The sequence below is a fragment of the Halomonas sp. THAF5a genome (assembly GCF_009363755.1).
Classification (GTDB): domain Bacteria; phylum Pseudomonadota; class Gammaproteobacteria; order Pseudomonadales; family Halomonadaceae; genus Halomonas.
In genome coordinates, this window is sequence record NZ_CP045417.1 from 488,923 (window position 1) to 505,976 (window position 17,054).

Here is a 17,054-nt window from a genome sequence, read left to right on the forward strand (position 1 = left end):
CCTGGCAGAAGATCAGGTGGCGGCATACAGCTTCGTGAGGCTCAAGATGAAACAAGGTATCCACCCGGATTACAAGACGGTCAACGTGACCTGCTCCTGCGGCGCCACCTTCGAGGTCGGCTCCACCTCCGGCCACGACTTCTCCCTGGACGTCTGCTCGCAGTGCCACCCGTTCTATACTGGCAAGCAGAAGCAGGCGACCACCGGTGGTCGCGTCGAGCGCTTCAACAAGCGCTTCGGTGCCGCCATCAAGCGTTGAGCCGACCGGCCCACCGCTGACTCGAGAAACCCGCCCGCCGAGGCGGGTTTCTTCGTTTCCGGTGCCCGCCGACGCTCGCGCCGTCATGACGATAAGGAAAACGTTATGACTGGCCCGTTCAGTCATAAGTATCGACAAATAGTCGATAACGTCTTCAATCGAGACGGAAAAGGTAGTGATATCGGGCCGTGTTGAGCGTCTCGGCGTTCTTGTATACACTGCCCCACCCTCATCATCGGTTACCGGATACTCTCAGCATGACGGACGCGAAGAAGCAGGCGGCGCTGGATTACCACGCGAAACCTTTCCCCGGGAAGCTCTCCGTGGAGCTCACCAAGCCCACCGCCAGCGCTCGGGACCTGTCCCTGGCCTACAGTCCCGGGGTCGCCGAGCCGGTGCGCGAGATTGCCAACGATCCGGAGAACGCCTACCTCTATACCGGCAAGGGCAACCTGGTCGCGGTGATCTCCGACGGCAGCGCCATCCTCGGCCTCGGCAACCTGGGGCCCCTGGCGAGCAAGCCGGTGATGGAGGGCAAGGGCGTGCTGTTCAAGCGCTTCGCCGGCATCAACTCGGTGGACGTCGAGGTCAATGCCGAGAGCCCCCAGGCCTTCATCGACACCGTGGCGCGCATCGCCGATACCTGGGGCGGCATCAACCTCGAGGACATCAAGGCGCCGGAGTGCTTCGAGATCGAGCAGGCGCTGGTCGAGCAGTGCAGTATCCCGGTCTTCCATGACGACCAGCACGGTACCGCCATCGTCACCGCCGCGGGCATGCTCAACGCCCTGGAGATCGCCGGCAAGTCGCTGGGCAGCGCCCGCATCGTCTGCCTGGGCGCCGGCGCGGCCGCCATCGCCTGCATGAAGCTGCTGGTCTCCTGCGGGGCGCACCCCGAGAACATCGTGATGCTCGACCGCAAGGGCGTGATCCACAGCGGTCGCGAGGACCTCAACCAGTACAAGGCGATGTTTGCGGTCGAGACCGACAAGCGCACCCTGGCCGACGCCATCGACGGCGCCGATGTCTTCGTCGGCCTCTCCGGGCCCGGCCTGATGAGCGCCGACCACATCCGCAGCATGGCGCCCAATCCGGTGGTCTTCGCCTGCACCAATCCGGACCCCGAGATCCATCCCGACCTGGCCCGCGAGGTGCGGCCGGACGTCATCATGGCCACCGGCCGTTCCGACTACCCGAACCAGGTCAACAACGTGCTCGGCTTCCCGTTCATCTTCCGCGGGGCGCTCGACGTGCGCGCCACCCGCATCAACGAGGAGATGAAGGTCGCCGCCGTCCACGCCCTCAAGGACCTGGCCCGCGAGCCGGTCCCCCAGGAGGTGCTGGAGGCCTACGAGATGGACGAGATGACCTTCGGGCCGAACTACATCATCCCCACGCCGGTGGATGTCCGCCTGCTGGAGCGGGTGCCGGCGGCGGTGGCCCAGGCGGCGGTGGACTCCGGGGTGGCGCGCAAGCCCTATCCCTCCCACTATCCGCTCCAGTCCGCCGAGGACGTCTACGGCGCCTGAGCCGTCGACGCCTCCCTCGCGGCATGACAACGCCGGCCCCCGGGCCGGCGTTGTCGCGTCTGGGCCCGCGGTGTGTCCCGGGCGGTCTACCAGTTGTAGAGCAGCGAGGCCGAGGTGGTGCGATCGGTGCGCGCCTCGGCGTCCTCGGGCGGGCGCGAGGTGTCCTTGATCTCGTGGGAGAGCTTGAGGGCGAGGTGGGCGTTGAGGCGCGCGGTGAGCGCCGTCAGGGAGCGCGAGGTGACGTTGGCGTCGGTGGCCTCCACCGAGAGCTCCTGCTCGAGGCTGGCGGTCTCCGAGAAGTCCCAGGCGTAGGCCAGGGCGCCGTAGGCCACGCCCAGCGACTCGTTCTCGCCGTCCACGATGCGGTCGTGGCGGAAGCCCGGCCCGGCCTCCAGCGAGAGCCGCTGGCGCGCGTCGTCGATCAGGTCGCGACCGTAGCCACCGATGGCCGTGAACTGCTGCTCGTAACCGCTGAAGCGGTCGCGGTCCCAGCGGGCGAAGCCGAACAGGTAGTGGGGTCCCTCGAGGTCATAGCGCTCACGGCCGGCGACCAGGTACTGCTCGGCGCTGGTCTCGTCGTCGCGGGAGACGTTGCGCACCTCGCCGCGCAGGGTGTGGGTCCACCTTCCCGTCAGCCAGGTGAGCCGGCCCTTGGCGATCAGGGTCTGGCTGTCGGTGTTGCCCGACAGGTGCGTGTAGCCCAGCTCGGCGCTGCCGGTGAGCCCCTCGGCATGCTGCTCGGGGGGCGGGGGCGCGTAGAAGGGACTGGCCTGTCCCCCGCTGGCGATCGTCAGCAGGCCACCCAGGGCCAGCCAGCGGAGCAGACGGGGAGAGGGTAGGGGGTACGGCATGGTCGGTCTCGTCGGTTGCCGCGTCGGCGTTGGCCGACGCGGCGCCATCTGTGCAAGGGGCGGGCGGCGCGGCGGCCGCCCGAGCGGGGAGGCGGCGCCGGGCTAGAAGATGGCCTCGTAGGCGCCGGTGCCCTGGGAGCCGCTCTCGCGCTCGACCTCCTGCTCGACGCGGCGCGGCTGGAAGCCGGGCAGGTGATCGGCCATGAACAGCTCCTCGATGCCGCCGCCCTGGTCTTCGCGTAGGCGGCGGCCGGTGTCGGGGTCGACCCGCTCGCTGACCACGTCCGCCGGCCGCTCGGGCCAGCGTTCGGGCTCGCCCTCCAGGGCCTGGCCCATGAAGTCCATCCAGATCGGCAGGGCCACCTGGGAGCCATATTCGGCCGTGCTCTCGTTGTTGTCCTTGCCCACCCAGGTGGTGGCGACGAGGTCGCTGTTGAAGCCGGCGAACCAGGCGTCTCGCTGGTCGTTGGTGGTGCCGGTCTTGCCGACGATATCGCCGCGCTTCAGGGCCAGGGCCCGGCGGGCGGTGCCGCGCTCGACCACGTCACGCAGCATGTCGCGCAGGATGTAGACCGCCGCCGGGTCCGCCACCCGGGGTGCGACCTCGTAGGTCTCGCCGTCGATCTCGACCATCATCTGGTCCTCGCTGCAGTCGCGGCAGGCGACGCGCGGCGAGGCCTCGTCGACGACCGAGTCGTCATCGTCGCCGCCGCGGGTCACCCGATCGATGAACCAGGGGGAGACCTGGAAGCCGCCGTTGGCCAGCACCGCATAGGCGTTGGTCATCTCCAGCGGTGTCAGGCTGGCGCTGCCCAGCGCCAGGGAGAGGCCGCGCGGCAGCTGGTCGGGATCGAGGCCGAAGCCCTCGAGGAACGCGATGGTGCGCTCCAGCCCCAGGGACTGCAGCACGCGGATGGTGACGAGGTTGCGCGAGCGCGCCAGGGCGACCCTGAGGCGGGTCGGGCCGAGGAAGTCGCCGCTGGAGTTGGCAGGGCGCCACAGCTCGTTGCTGCCGTCCTGCAGCACCACCGGGGCGTCGTTGACCACGCTCGCCGGGTTCATCTCGCCGCTGTCCAGCGCCGCCAGGTAGACGAACGGCTTGAAGATCGAGCCCGCCTGCCGGCGCGCCTGGGTGGCGCGGTTGAACTTGCTGGCGTCGAAGTCGAAGCCGCCCTGCAGCGCCAGGATGGCGCCATTGTCGGGATCCATCACCACCAGCGAGCCCTCGGCCCCCGGGCGCTGGGAGAGGCGCCAGCTGCCGTCCTCGTCTTCGAGGATGCGCACCAGCGAGCCGCGGGTCGCGATGTCGTCGGCCGAGTTCGGCGGCGTGCCCCGGCTATAGGGGCTCAGGTAGGGATCCGCCCACTCCAGGCCCTCCCAGGGCAGGGTGATGAGCTCGCCGCCGCGGGCCAGGACGCGCATCTCGCGCCCCTCGCTCTCGACCACGATGGCGGGCTTGAGCGGCCCGTAGGCGGGCGTGCGCTCGAGCACCTGCAGCCAGTTGCTGACGTCGCCCTCGATGCCCTCGATCTCGGTCTGGCTGCGCTCGGCGGCGCGCCGCGCGGTCTGCATGATCTCCGGTGACTCGGCGAGCTCCTCTTCCAGCCCCTCGCGGTCGGTGCGCTCCTGGGCCTCGGCCAGACTGCGCGGGATGTCGGTCTGCTCCGGGCCGCGCCAGCCGTGGCGGGTGTCGTAGTCGATCAGGCCCCCTGCCAGGGCGCGCCCGGCCAGCGGCTGCAGCTCGCTGTCCAGGGTGGTGTGGATGCGATAGCCGCCGGTGTAGGCCCGGTCGCCGTAGCGGTCGATAGCGAACTGGCGTGCCATCTCGGCCACGTAGTCGGCTTCCACCTCGACCTGGGCCAGGTGGCGGCGGGCGGTGACCGGCGCCTGCACGGCCTCCTCGTAGGCCGCCTCGTCGATGTAGCCGAGTTCGCGCATGCGAAACAGGATCCAGTTGCGGCGAATCAGCGCGCGCTCGGCGTTGGCCAGCGGGTTGAAGGCCGAGGGGGCCTTGGGCAGGCCGGCGATCATCGCCTTCTCGGCCAGGGTCAGCTCGTCGAGGGGGCGATCGTAGTAGACCTCGGAGGCCGCCGCGATGCCGTAGGCGCGGTTGCCGAGATAGATCTTGTTGACGTAGAGCTCGAGGATCTCCTGCTTGGAGAGGATCTGCTCCATCTGCAGCGCCAGCAGGATCTCGCGGATCTTGCGAGTGAAGGTCTGGTCCAGCGTCAAGAGGTAGTTGCGCGCCACCTGCATGGTGATCGTCGAGCCCCCGGACTGGATGTCGCCGCCGCTCGCCGCCAGCTCCACCGCGGCCCGCAGCAGCCCCTTGGGGTCGACGCCGGCATGGTCGAAGTAGGTCGCGTCCTCGGCGGCCAGCAGGGCGTCGATCAGCTCCTCCGGGATCTCGTCATACTCCACCGGGGTACGGCGCTCCTCGCCGAACTCGCCGATCAGCTTGCCGTCGCGGGTGAAGATGCGTAGCGGCGTCTGCAGCTCGAAATCCTGGAGCTGGCGCACGTCGGGCAGGCCCGGGGCGAAGTAGAGCGCGGCACCCACCACGCCCAGGACGCCGGCGGCCGACAGCGAGACCAGCAGCCAGAGGATGGAAACGACCAGGGTTCTGAGAAACTTCATGAAAATGCGGTATCCATGCTGGGAACGGAGGCGGAGTGGCGGCGATGCAGTGGCCTTCTCTCGGGGCAGCCATTATAGGAAGCCGAGGGGGTGGTCACCAGCGTTGACTCATGGCGACACCATCGATCATGTGAGTTTCGGAAATATCATGTAATCTGCGATTACGGACCGAAGGCATGACAGTCATCATGCAAACGCATCGGTTCGCAAGGGACAATTATAATGAGCGGTACGCCGCGCGGATCAGGCAGGGGCATGACTGACGATGCGACTGAGAGCACCCGGTAAGGGACTGATCGGTGTCGATATTACCTCGGCTACCGTCAAAGTCATCGAGCTTAAACGCGCGCGTGGCCACTATCAGGTGGAAAGCTACGCCGTGCGCCCACTGCGCGAGGGCGCCGTCGTCGAGCGGCGGATTCGCGACATGTCGGCCGTGGTGGACGCCCTCAAGCGCGCCGTGGATCATGCGCGGCCGGCTTCGCGCAACGCCGCCTTGGCCTTGCCGGCCGGCGCCGCCATCACCAAGACGCTGTCAGTTCCCGCCTCGCTCGACGATGACGAGATCGGGAACCGTGTCCAGCTCGAGTCTGACCGCCACATTCCGTTTCCGTTCAATGAGGTCGCCTTCGACTTCCAGCGCCTGGGCCTCAACGCCCGGTACGGCGACCAGCAGGACGTCCTGCTGGTGGCCTGTCGCCAGCAGGACGTCAATCAGCTGACCGAGGCGGTGCTGCAGGCAGGCCTGACCCCGGCGGCCGTCGACGTCGAGACCTTCGCCATGGAGCGGGCCTTCCAGGAGCTGCGTCACCAGCTGCCGTCGGAGGGCGGCGAGCAGGAGTGCGTGGCGCTGGTCGATATCGGCGCCACCATGAACGCCTTCCACGTGCTGCGCGACGGCCGCGTGACCTACAGCCGCGACACCGTCTTCGGCGGCCGTCAGCTGACGGACGAGATCCGCAACCGCTATGGGCTGACCCTCGAGGAGGCGGGGCTGGCCAAGAAGCGGGGAGGCCTGCCCGACGACTACCAGCGCAGCGTGCTCGCCCCCTTCCTCGACACCCTGGTGCAGCAGGTGGGGCGCTCGCTGCAGCTCTACTACACCGCCGGGCGCAAGCAGGAGGTGCGTCGCATGATCCTGGCGGGCGGCACCAGCGTGCTGCCGGGGCTGGCCGAGCGGCTGGCCGAGGAGAGCGGCATGGAGGTGGTGATCGCCAACCCCTTCCGCCGCATGAAGGTCAACGCCCGCATCGACGTCCCGACCCTGGCCGGTGATGCGCCGGCCATGCTCACGGCCTGCGGCCTGGCGATGAGGGTAGGCAAATGACGACCATCGAGATCAACCTGCTCCCCTGGCGGGAGGCAGTGCGCGCCCGGCGCAGCAAGCGCTTCGTCACGGCCATCGTGCTGAGCGCCCTGGTCGGCCTGGGTGTCGGCTACGGCATGACCTGGTACCTCGACCAGCGCCTGGACGCTCAGCAGCAGCGCCAGCAGCTGATCCAGGCCAGGACCGCCGAGCTGGATCGCGACATCCGCGCGGCGAGCCAGTACGAGGAGCAGATCGCCTCCCTGAACCGCCAGATCGCGGTCTTCGAGCGGCTCCAGGTCGGGCGTCCGCAGACGGTGCATGTCTTCAATGCCCTGGTGGATAGCCTGGAGGAGGGGGTCTACTACACCTCGCTCAGCCGCCAGGGGGATCAGCTGCGACTCACCGGCCTGGCCGAGGACAATCGCCGCGTCTCCGAGCAGCTTCGCCAGCTCGAGGCCTCGCCGGTCTTCGATGTGCCGGTGCTCTCCGACGTGGAGAGCGCCGCGGACGAGCTGCGCCGCTTCAATCTCAGCGTCAATCAGCACATGCCCGGCACGGAAGGTGTCGAGGGTGCAACCGGTACGGAGGCGCCATGAACCTATCCACCGAAGTGCGTCGTCTACGCGAGATGGACTGGGGGGAGCTGGACATCAAGGAGTCCGGCAGCTGGCCCTTCCTGCTGCAGCTGATCTGCTGCGTGCTGGTCGTCGGTCTCACCGTGGCCGGCATGTACTGGTACCTCGCCGCGCCCAAGGTCGAGGCCCTCGAGCAGGCGCAGCGCGAGGAGCAGCGCCTGCTGCGCGATTTCCGCAGCAAGTCGGCCCAGGCCGCCAGCCTGCCGGCGCTGCGCGAAGAGGTCGTGGAGCTCGATAGACGCTTGTCAGAACTGGTGGCGATGCTCCCCGGCGGGGCCGAGATCCCCTCGCTGATCGACGATATCAGCGAGGCGGCGATCGATAACCAGCTCGCCATCGACTTCATTCGCCTGCGCAGCCCGGCGACCCAGGAATTCTACGTCGAGCGCCCCTTCGACATCCGGGTACAGGGCGACTACCACCGCGTCGCCTCCTTCATCTCCAGCGTGGCCGACCTGCCGCGCATCGTGACCCAGCACGACTTCAGCCTGGCGCCGACCGATGGCCGCAACCGCCTGCAGCTGTCGATGCTGGCCCGGACCTACAGCTATCGGCCGCCTCAGGCATCGGCCGAGGAGGAGTCGCCATGAGTCGCTGGTGGACCCGAATCGCCTGGCTGGGATTGCCGCTCGCGCTGGGCGCCTGCAGCGACGCCAACCTGGCGAGTCTCGAGCAGGAGCTGGAGGCGGTGCGTGCCAACCCGGGCACGGTGAGCCTGGAACCGGTGCCGCCCGCGCCGAGCTACGAGTCGGTGGACTACATCTTCGCCGACGAGCGCAGCCCCTTTCAGGCGCGCCTGCCGGAGCCCGACACGCTGCCCGGCAGCGGAGGCGAGGACGGCGATCTGGCGCCGGACGAGACGCGCCCCCGGGAGCCGCTGGAGGCCTACGATCTGGGGCAGCTCGAACTGGTGGGTACCCTCAAGGTCGGTGGGCAGCCCTCGGCACTGATCAAGGCGCCCGACGGCAATGTCCATCGGCTGCGTACCGGCAACCGTATGGGGTCCGACTTCGGTCGCATCATCGGCATCACCGATACCACGGTGCAGCTGGTGGAGATCGTGCCCACGGGGCGTGGCGGTTGGATCGAGCGCAGCACCCAGCTCGCGCTCGACGACTAGACAACAGATGGTCATGCCGCCGGACAGGAAGCGGTAGTGGCCCGCAGGGGGAAGGGAACAATGCAACCGATGATTCGTGGTCTCGCACTCGTGGCACTGCTGGCGGTCTCCACGGCCGCCTCGGCCGCCTCCACCCTCACCGACCTGTCCTACCGCCAGGGGGCAGACGGGGCGCTGGAGGTCGAACTCGACTTCAGCGGGCCGGTGCCCGAGGTGCGCGGCTACCGTCTCGACGAGCCGGCCCGCCTGACCATCGACCTGATGGACACGTCGAGCGGCCTGGAGCGTCGTCGCGAGGAGCTCGGCATGGGCGGCGTCGAGCGGGTCACGGCCCTGGAGGCGGGGTCGCGCACGCGGCTGGTCTTCGAGTTGGAAGGCCCCTTGCCCTACAACACCCGCCAGCAGGGCGATCGCCTGCTGCTCACCATCGGCGGCGCGGCCGCCCGGCCGACGGCGGCGTCCGCCACGACGGCCGACGCCTCGCGCGCGGAGGCGTCATCGCCCCGGGCGTCGACGCCGTCGACCCAGGCCTATCGCCAGCCGAGCATCCAGGATATCGACTTCCGTCGCGGCGACGGCGGGGCGGGGCGGCTGGTCGTGACCTTCGATCGTGCCGGCGTGGATGCCCGGGTGCGCGAGAGCGGCCGGCGTATCGTCGCCGAGCTGCGCGAGGTCCGGCTGCCGGCCTCCCTGGACCAGGTCTACGATGTCAGCGATTTCGGCACCCCGCTCACGCGCGTAACCCCGCGCGTCGGGAGCGACGGCGTGACCCTCGAGATCCAGGGCGAGGGGCGCTTCGCCATGCTCTCCACGCAGAGTGGTCGCCAGCTGGTGATCGAGGCCGAGCCGATCACCCAGGCGCAGCAGGAGGAGCGCGTCCGCGAACAGTTCCCCTACACCGGTGAGCGCATCACCCTGAACTTCCAGGATATCGAGGTACGCTCGGTGCTGGCGATCATCGCCGACTTTACCGGCCTCAACCTGGTGGCCAGCGACAGCGTGACGGGAAGGGTCACCCTCAACCTGCAGGACGTCCCCTGGGATCAGGCCCTGGACCTGGTTCTCAAGAGTCACGGCCTGGCCAGTCGCCAGGAGGGCAACGTCATCGTGGTGGCGCCGGCCGCGGAGCTGGCCAACCTGGAGCGCCAGGAGCTGGAGTCCCGCGAGCAGCTGGAGACCCTGGCGCCGCTGGAGACCGAGTACATCCAGGTGAAGTATGCCAAGGCTTCCGACCTAGCCGCCCTGCTGCAAGACGCGAGCGGCTTCGGCCTGCTCACCGATCGTGGTCGGGTCGCCGTCGATCCGCGCACCAACACCCTGCTGGTGCAGGACACCGCCGACCAGATCGATACCATCATGGCTACCCTGGATCGCCTGGATATCGCCGTGCGTCAGGTGCAGATCGAGGCGCGCATCGTGATCGCCCGCGACAGTGCCACCCGGGAGCTCGGGATCAACTGGGGGCTCTCCTCCCCCGACCGAGTCGGTGATGGCCGTTTCGACGTCGGCGGGGCCGCCGGCGGCAGCGTGGGCAACGGCGGCCTGACCGTGGACATGGGCGGCACCGCCTCGTCGTCCACCGCTTTCAGCTTCGGCTACCTGTCCGGCGACATTCTCCTCGACCTGGAGCTGAGCGCCCTGGAGAGCGAAGGCAAGACCCAGACCATCTCCCAGCCGCGGGTGATCACCGCCAACCAGAGCACGGCGATCATCAAGCAGGGCACCGAGATCCCCTATCAGGAGTCCACCTCCAGCGGGGCCACGGACACCCAGTTCAAGGAGGCCGTATTGTCCCTGGAGGTCACGCCGCAGATCACCCCGGACAACCGCATCATCATGGACCTGGTGATCAACAACGATACGGTGGGCGCGCTGTTTGCCGGCGTGCCCTCCATCGACACCAACGAGATCGAGACCCAGGTGCTGGTGGACAACGGCGAGACCGTGGTGCTGGGCGGCATCCTTACCACCGAGGAAGCCTTGAGTCTGCTCAAGACGCCCTTCCTGGGGGATCTGCCGGTGCTGGGGAACCTGTTCCGCTATACCGAGAACACCAATGATAAGGTAGAGTTGCTGGTATTCATCACGCCCCGAATACTGGACGACAACCTGGCCATTCGCTGATGCAGGCACTTCCGAACCTGATACTGATTGGCCCCATGGGGGCCGGCAAGAGCACCATCGGCCGCCTTCTGGCGGCCGAACTGTCACGAGACTTCTTTGATACGGACCATGAGATCCAGGCGCGCTGCGGCGCCGACATTCCCTGGATCTTCGACGTCGAGGGCGAGGCGGGCTTTCGCGATCGCGAGACCCAGATGATCCGCGAGCTGACCCATCACGAGAGCGTGGTCATCGCGACCGGCGGCGGGGCGGTGCTGCGCGAGGAGAATCGCCGGGTGCTGCGCGAGAGCGGTACCGTGATCTATCTGCTCACCACCGTGGAGCAGCAGCTGCGGCGCACCGCCAAGGACCGCAACCGGCCGCTGCTCCAGCGCCCCGACAAGGAAGCCGTGCTGCGCGACATGTTCGCGCTGCGCGACCCCCTCTACCGCGCCACCGCCGACGTGGTGGTGCGCACCGACCGGCGCGGCCCCCGGGCCGTGGTCAACGAGATCGTGCGGCGCGTGACGCGCCTGGTCGATCCCCTGCAATGCAAGGCCTGAGCCCATGACCGAGTCCTCCGCTGCCCCGTCCACCCTCGAGGTGGCGCTGGGCGATCGCAGCTATCCCATCCATATCGGCCCCGGCCTGCTGGGCGATCCGCGGTGGCTGACGCCGCACCTGGCCGGTCGCCAGGTGATGGTGGTCACCAACGAGACGGTGGCGCCGCTCTACCTCGAGACGCTGACCCGGGGGCTCCCCGGCGACCTCGAGGTGCGCACCCTGGTGCTGCCGGATGGCGAGGCCACCAAGACGCTGTCCCACGTGGAGCGGATCTGGGACGCCCTGCTCGCCGCCGGCTTCAATCGTCGCTGCACCCTGATCGCCCTGGGCGGCGGGGTGACCGGCGACATGGTCGGCTTCGCCGCCGCCTGCTACCAGCGCGGCGTGGCCTTCGTGCAGGTGCCGACCACCCTGCTCGCCCAGGTCGACTCCTCGGTCGGCGGCAAGACCGGCGTCAACCACCCCCGTGGCAAGAACATGATCGGCGCCTTCTGGCAGCCCCGGGCGGTGCTGATCGATACCGATACCCTGACGACGCTGCCGCCGCGCGAGCTCTCGGCGGGGCTCGCCGAGGTGATCAAGTACGGGCTGATCCGCGACGCCGACTTCCTGGCCTGGCTCGAGGCCGAGATGTCGGCGCTGCGCGGCCTCGATGCCGCCGCCCTGACCCGCGCCATCCAGCGCAGCTGCGCGCTCAAGGCCGAGATCGTCGCCGAGGACGAGACCGAGCAGGGGGTAAGGGCGCTCCTCAATCTGGGGCATACCTTCGGGCACGCCATCGAGGCGCACCAGGGCTACGGGCGCTGGCTCCACGGCGAGGCCGTCGGCACCGGCATGCTGATGGCCGCCGAGCTGTCGTGCCGCCTGGGCTGGCTCGGCGAGGCCGAGGTGGCCCGGGTGAAAACGCTCATCGAGGCCGCCGGCCTGCCGCTGGCGGCGCCGGCCGGGATGGGGGGGGACGACTTCCTCGCCATCATGCGCCTGGACAAGAAGAACCTCGACAGCCGCCTGCGGCTGATCCTGCTGCGCGCCTTGGGGGATGCCTGCATCCACGACGAGACGCCGCCGTCGACCCTGGCGGCGCTCCTCGAGGGCTTTCCTCGTCGCTGAGCCCTCGCCGCCGCCCGAGTCGGCGCAGGCCCTTCCCAGCCCGCTCCCTCGACGCCCGCCTCCGCGCGGGCGTCGCTGCGTCTGGGCGGTATCGACATCCGGCGCGGCTCGGCGCGGCGCGTTCTTTAAGCGATTCGCATGCCTCATGCCGGATCGGCATGGAGAAATACGGGGTAAGTCGACTAAAGTCTAATGAATGGCGGCCGTCGTTGAAGGTTCGTTGTGATGATCTGCAAGCCTTTGAGTTAGCAAGTTTTTTTGCCGGATGAGTGATGCAAGTAGCGGATTTGTAGGCGATTTTGGTGGCCGGCTTCGGGCGTGTCGATTGCGCGATGGGGGCGCCTCTGGCTATGCTGGTCGGCCTTTTGCAGAGCAGTCCTCGCTTCTGTTGGAAGCGATAAATAAGAACAAAAACCTTAAAATATAGCACGAAATGACTGCCAAAGAAACCTTTTCAACCCGAGGCACGCCCATGAACAGAGGTCTTCACCAGCCCGGCGAGTTCCGTGACAACTGCGGCTTCGGCCTGATCGCCCACATGGAGGGCCAGGCCAGTCACGACCTGCTCAAGACCGCCATCGAGTCCCTGACCTGCATGACCCACCGTGGCGGCATCGCCGCCGACGGCAAGACCGGGGATGGCTGCGGGCTGCTGCTGCAGATGCCGGATGCCTTCATGCGCGAGGTGGCGAAGGAAGCGCTGGGCGTGTCCCTGGGCGAGCGCTATGCCGTGGGGGCGGTCTTCCTGCCCGACGACGACGCCCGCGAGGCCCATGGTCGCGACACCCTGGTCGCCGAGCTCGAGGCCCGCGGCCTCGAGGTGGCCGGCTGGCGCGAGGTCCCGGTGGACCCCGGCGTCTGCGGTCCCATGGCGCTGGACTGCCTGCCGCGCATCCGTCAGCTGTTCGTCGAGCCCGGCGAGACCACCGGCGACGCCTTCGATGTCGAGCTGTTCATGGCACGCCGGCGCGCCGAGGAGAAGCTGCGCGACGAGCCGGACTTCTACGTCTGCTCGCTCTCCGCCGAGGTCGTCTCCTACAAGGGGCTGGTGATGCCGGTTGACCTGCCGGCCTTCTACCACGACCTGGGGGATGCGCGCCTCGAGACCGCGATCTGCGTCTTCCACCAGCGCTTCTCCACCAATACCGCGCCGCGCTGGCCGCTGGCCCAGCCGTTCCGCCTGCTGGCCCACAACGGCGAGATCAACACCGTCGAGGCCAACCGCGGCTGGGCGAACTCCCGCAAGGAGAACTTCCTGAGCGAGCGGCTGCCCGAGATCGCCGAGCTCGACGAGATCGTCAACACCACCGGCTCCGACTCCTCCAGCATGGACAACATGCTCGAGGTGCTGCTGACCGGCGGCATGGAGCTGCACCGCGCTGTGCGCATGATGGTCCCGCCGGCCTGGCAGAACGTCGAGCTGATGGACGCCGACCTGCGCGCCTTCTACGAGTACAACTCCATGCACATGGAGCCCTGGGACGGCCCGGCCGGGGTGGTGATGACCGACGGCCGCCAGGCGGTCTGCATGCTCGACCGCAACGGCCTGCGTCCGGCGCGCTGGGTGATCACCCGGAACGGCTTCATCACCCTGGCCTCCGAGATCGGCACCTACGACTACGCCCCCGAGGACGTGGTCGCCAAAGGGCGGGTCGGTCCCGGCCAGATTCTCGCCGTGGACACCCAGACCGGTGAGGTGCTGCACACCTCCGACATCGACCAGCGCCTCAAGGCCGCCTATCCCTACAAGCGCTGGCTGAAGCAGGAGGCCCAGTACCTGGAGTCGGCGCTGACCGAGCTCGCCAGCTTCCACGCCATGGATGCGGACGCGCTGCTCGCGCAGCAGAAGATGTTCCAGGTCAGCTTCGAGGAGCGCGACCAGGTGCTGCGCCCGCTCGCCGAGAGCGGCCAGGAGGCCGTGGGCTCGATGGGCGACGACACGCCCATGGCGGTGCTCTCCGGCAAGCAGCGGCTGCTCACCGACTACTTCCGCCAGAAGTTTGCCCAGGTCACCAACCCCGCGATCGACCCGCTGCGCGAGGCGATCGTGATGTCGCTGGAGACCTGCATCGGCGCCGAGCTCAACGTCTTCAAGGCGACCCCGGAGCACGCCCACCGCATCATCCTGACCACGCCGGTGCTCTCGCCGCGCAAGTTCGCCGCGCTGATGCACCAGGACGACCCGGCCTTCACCAGCCAGGTCCTGTCGCTGGGCTACGACCCCGAGGAGGTCGGTCTCAAGGGGGCGATCCAGGCGCTCTGCCGCCAGGCCGAGCAGGCCGTCCTCGACGGCAAGGTGATCCTGGTGCTCTCGGATGCCGAGCTCGGCAAGGGGCTGCTGCCCATTCACGCCGCGCTGGCGGTGGGCGCGGTGCACCATCACCTGGGGCGCCTGGCGCTGCGTCCGCGCTGCAACCTCGTGGTCGAGACCGGCTACGCCCGGGACGCCCATCAGATGGCGGTGCTGTTCGGCGTCGGGGCCACCGCGGTCTTCCCCTGGCTGGCCTACCAGGTCATGGCCGACATGCACCAGGCGGGCGAGCTGGTCGGCAACCCCGCCGACGCGCGCGAGAACTACCGCAAGGGCCTGCAGAAGGGCCTCTACAAGATCCTCTCCAAGATGGGCATCTCGACCCTGGCCTCCTATCGCGGCTCCCAGCTGTTCGAGGCGGTGGGTCTCGCCTCGGAGGTGGTCGATCTCTGCTTCACCGGCATGGCGTCGCGCATCGAGGGTACCGGGTTCAGCGAGCTTCAGCTGCAGCAGGAGCTGCTGGGCCGCGAGGCCTGGACGCCGCGCAAGGGCATCGCCCAGGGCGGCCTGATGAAGTACGTCCACGGCCACGAGTACCACGCCTACAACCCCGACGTGGTCACGGCGCTCCAGGAGGCGGTCCAGGAGGGCGACTACGCCAAGTGGAAGAAGTTTGCGCGGCTGGTCAACGAGCGCGATCCGGCCACCCTGCGTGACCTGCTCGCCCTCAAGCCGGCCGCCGAGCCGCTGCCCCTCGAGGAGGTCGAGGCGATCGAGGAGCTGCTGCCGCGCTTCGACAGCGCCGGCATGAGCCTCGGGGCGCTCTCGCCGGAGGCGCACGAGGCGCTGGCCCAGGCCATGAACGAGGCCGGCGGGCGCTCCAACTCCGGCGAGGGGGGCGAGGACCCGGCGCGCTACGGCACCATCAGAAGCTCCAAGATCAAGCAGATCGCCTCCGGGCGCTTCGGCGTGACGCCGGCCTACCTGGTCAACGCCGAGGTGCTGCAGATCAAGGTGGCCCAGGGCGCCAAGCCCGGCGAGGGCGGCCAGCTGCCCGGCGGCAAGGTCAACGAGCTGATCGCCCGGCTGCGCTACTCGGTGCCCGGCGTGACCCTGATCTCGCCGCCCCCGCACCACGACATCTACTCCATCGAGGACCTGGCGCAGCTGATCTTCGACCTCAAGCAGGTCAACCCGGACGCCCAGGTCTCGGTGAAGCTGGTCTCCGAGCCCGGTATCGGCACCATCGCCACCGGCGTGGCCAAGGCCTACGCCGACCTGATCACCGTCTCCGGCTACGACGGCGGCACCGCGGCGAGCCCGCTGACCTCGATCAAGCATGCCGGCAGCCCCTGGGAGCTGGGCCTGCCCGAGGTCCACCAGGCGCTGCGCATCAACGGACTGCGCGACAAGATTCGCCTGCAGACCGACGGCGGCCTGAAGACCGGGCTGGACGTGGTGAAGGCGGCGATCCTCGGCGCCGAGAGCTTCGGCTTCGGCACCGCGCCGATGGTGGCGCTGGGCTGCAAGTACCTGCGCATCTGCCACCTCAACAACTGCGCCACCGGCGTCGCCACCCAGATGCAGTACCTGCGCGACGAGCACTTCCGCGGCACCGTCGACATGGTCAAGCACTACTTCCGCTTCATCGCCGAGGAGGTGCGCGAGCTGATGGCCCTGCTCGGGGTGCGCCGGCTCACCGACCTGATCGGCCGCACCGACCTGCTCGAGGTGCTCGAGGGCGTCACCGCCTCCCAGCGCCGGCTCGACCTCTCGGGCCTGCTGGGCAACGACCACGTGCCCGCGGACGCCCCGCAGTTCTGCCGCGTGAACCGCAACGTGCCCCACGACCCGGGCGCCAAGAACCAGGAGGTGCTCGAGGCCCTCGAGGCGGCCCTCGAGGCGAAGTCCGGCGGCGAGTTCGCCTTCACGATCACCAACTGCGATCGCTCTGTCGGCGCGCTGATCTCCGGCGCCATCGCCAAGCGCTACGGCGAGGCGGGGCTCGAGGAGGCGCCGGTCACCGCCCGCTTCACCGGCGTGGCCGGCCAGAGCTTCGGGGTGTTCAACGCCCGTGGCCTGCACCTCTACCTGGAGGGTGACGCCAACGACTACGTGGGCAAGGGCATGAACGGCGGCCGGCTGGTGATCGTGCCGCCGGCCGGCAGCGCCTTCGAGAGCCACAAGACGGCGATCATCGGCAACACCTGCCTGTACGGCGCCACCGGCGGCAAGCTGTTCGCCGCCGGCACCGCCGGCGAGCGCTTCGCCGTGCGCAACTCCGGTGCCCACGCGGTGATCGAGGGGGCCGGCGACCACTGCGGCGAGTACATGACCGGCGGCATGGTCTGCGTGCTCGGCGAGGTGGGCGTCAACTTCGGTGCGGGCATGACCGGCGGCTTCGCCTACGTGCTCGACGAGGACCGCACCTTCGTCGACAAGTACAACCACGAGCTGGTGGAGATCCACCGGGTGAACACCGAGGCCATGGAGGCCTACCGGCGGCACCTGCGGGAGGTCATCGAGGAGTTCGTCGCCGAGACCGGCTCCGAGCGCGGTCGCGCGATCCTCGAGGACTTCAGCGACTTCATCCGCCACTTCTGGCTGGTGAAGCCCAAGGCGGCGAGCCTCAATGGCCTGCTGGCCGAATCCCGTCGGCGTCCCGAGTAAGCCAGGCAGAGAGGAG

At 68.6% G+C, this 17,054-nt stretch carries 12 protein-coding genes; 10 read left to right on the forward strand and 2 right to left on the reverse strand.

Features of this window, described 5'->3' with window-relative positions; genetic code table 11:
* Positions 1–46 precede the first annotated feature (46 nt).
* Entirely contained in the window at positions 47–259 is a 213-nt protein-coding gene (rpmE, locus tag FIU83_RS02200) for a 50S ribosomal protein L31 (RefSeq protein ID WP_108445243.1), read from the forward strand.
* Positions 260–516: 257 nt separating this feature from the next.
* On the forward strand, positions 517–1,788 hold the full coding sequence (locus FIU83_RS02205; protein WP_152482556.1) for a malic enzyme-like NAD(P)-binding protein: 1,272 nt from the start codon (positions 517–519) through the stop codon (positions 1,786–1,788).
* A gap of 86 nt (positions 1,789–1,874) precedes the next feature.
* On the opposite strand, the gene FIU83_RS02210 is transcribed toward FIU83_RS02205, so the two are convergent.
* A complete protein-coding gene (locus FIU83_RS02210) occupies positions 1,875–2,639 on the reverse strand; it encodes a YdiY family protein (RefSeq protein ID WP_152482557.1) in 765 nt (254 codons plus the stop codon).
* Between the two features lie 102 nt (positions 2,640–2,741).
* Entirely contained in the window at positions 2,742–5,276 is a 2,535-nt protein-coding gene (locus tag FIU83_RS02215) for a penicillin-binding protein 1A (RefSeq protein ID WP_152482558.1), read from the reverse strand.
* Between the two features lie 265 nt (positions 5,277–5,541).
* Here FIU83_RS02215 and pilM point away from each other — a divergent pair, with 265 nt between their 5' ends.
* The 8 genes from pilM (at position 5,542) to gltB (ending at position 17,038) form a co-directional block, all read left to right on the forward strand.
* Complete coding sequence (gene pilM, locus FIU83_RS02220; RefSeq protein ID WP_152482559.1) at positions 5,542–6,603, forward strand: type IV pilus assembly protein PilM; 1,062 nt, start codon at positions 5,542–5,544, stop codon at positions 6,601–6,603.
* On the forward strand, positions 6,600–7,181 hold the full coding sequence (locus tag FIU83_RS02225; RefSeq protein ID WP_152482560.1) for a PilN domain-containing protein: 582 nt from the start codon (positions 6,600–6,602) through the stop codon (positions 7,179–7,181). The genes pilM and FIU83_RS02225 overlap by 4 nt, the downstream gene beginning before the upstream one ends.
* Positions 7,178–7,810 (forward strand): type 4a pilus biogenesis protein PilO, encoded by a 633-nt coding sequence (locus FIU83_RS02230; protein ID WP_152482561.1) that lies wholly within the window; start codon positions 7,178–7,180, stop codon positions 7,808–7,810. Before FIU83_RS02225 ends, FIU83_RS02230 begins: the two co-directional genes overlap by 4 nt.
* Positions 7,807–8,340, forward strand: coding sequence for a pilus assembly protein PilP (locus FIU83_RS02235; protein WP_152482562.1), 534 nt, complete (start codon positions 7,807–7,809; stop codon positions 8,338–8,340). The genes FIU83_RS02230 and FIU83_RS02235 overlap by 4 nt, the downstream gene beginning before the upstream one ends.
* 60 nt (positions 8,341–8,400) lie before the next feature.
* Positions 8,401–10,464: a type IV pilus secretin PilQ gene (gene pilQ / locus FIU83_RS02240; protein WP_152482563.1), complete on the forward strand. Its 2,064-nt coding sequence runs from the start codon at positions 8,401–8,403 to the stop codon at positions 10,462–10,464.
* Positions 10,464–11,006 (forward strand): shikimate kinase AroK, encoded by a 543-nt coding sequence (gene aroK / locus FIU83_RS02245; RefSeq protein ID WP_152482564.1) that lies wholly within the window; start codon positions 10,464–10,466, stop codon positions 11,004–11,006. The genes pilQ and aroK overlap by 1 nt, the downstream gene beginning before the upstream one ends.
* Before the next feature lie 4 nt (positions 11,007–11,010).
* Positions 11,011–12,117 carry a 3-dehydroquinate synthase gene (gene aroB, locus FIU83_RS02250; protein WP_152482565.1) on the forward strand — a complete coding sequence of 369 codons (1,107 nt, stop codon included), beginning with the start codon at positions 11,011–11,013 and terminating at the stop codon, positions 12,115–12,117.
* 472 nt (positions 12,118–12,589) lie between these two features.
* Positions 12,590–17,038: a glutamate synthase large subunit gene (gene gltB / locus FIU83_RS02255; protein WP_152482566.1), complete on the forward strand. Its 4,449-nt coding sequence runs from the start codon at positions 12,590–12,592 to the stop codon at positions 17,036–17,038.
* Positions 17,039–17,054: the final 16 nt, after the last annotated feature.

Bases quoted from the DNA above. Each gene is read 5' to 3' on its own strand.
- FIU83_RS02205 (WP_152482556.1), top strand. From the start codon at position 517: ATGACGGACGCGAAGAAGCAGGCGGCGCTGGATTACCACGCGAAACCT.
- rpmE (WP_108445243.1), top strand. From the start codon at position 47: ATGAAACAAGGTATCCACCCGGATTACAAGACGGTCAACGTGACCTGC.
- FIU83_RS02225 (WP_152482560.1), top strand. From the start codon at position 6,600: ATGACGACCATCGAGATCAACCTGCTCCCCTGGCGGGAGGCAGTGCGC.
- pilM (WP_152482559.1), top strand. From the start codon at position 5,542: ATGCGACTGAGAGCACCCGGTAAGGGACTGATCGGTGTCGATATTACC.
- aroB (WP_152482565.1), top strand. From the start codon at position 11,011: ATGACCGAGTCCTCCGCTGCCCCGTCCACCCTCGAGGTGGCGCTGGGC.
- FIU83_RS02210 (WP_152482557.1), bottom strand. From the start codon at position 2,639: ATGCCGTACCCCCTACCCTCTCCCCGTCTGCTCCGCTGGCTGGCCCTG.
- pilQ (WP_152482563.1), top strand. From the start codon at position 8,401: ATGCAACCGATGATTCGTGGTCTCGCACTCGTGGCACTGCTGGCGGTC.
- FIU83_RS02215 (WP_152482558.1), bottom strand. From the start codon at position 5,276: ATGAAGTTTCTCAGAACCCTGGTCGTTTCCATCCTCTGGCTGCTGGTC.
- gltB (WP_152482566.1), top strand. From the start codon at position 12,590: ATGAACAGAGGTCTTCACCAGCCCGGCGAGTTCCGTGACAACTGCGGC.
- aroK (WP_152482564.1), top strand. From the start codon at position 10,464: ATGCAGGCACTTCCGAACCTGATACTGATTGGCCCCATGGGGGCCGGC.
- FIU83_RS02230 (WP_152482561.1), top strand. From the start codon at position 7,178: ATGAACCTATCCACCGAAGTGCGTCGTCTACGCGAGATGGACTGGGGG.
- FIU83_RS02235 (WP_152482562.1), top strand. From the start codon at position 7,807: ATGAGTCGCTGGTGGACCCGAATCGCCTGGCTGGGATTGCCGCTCGCG.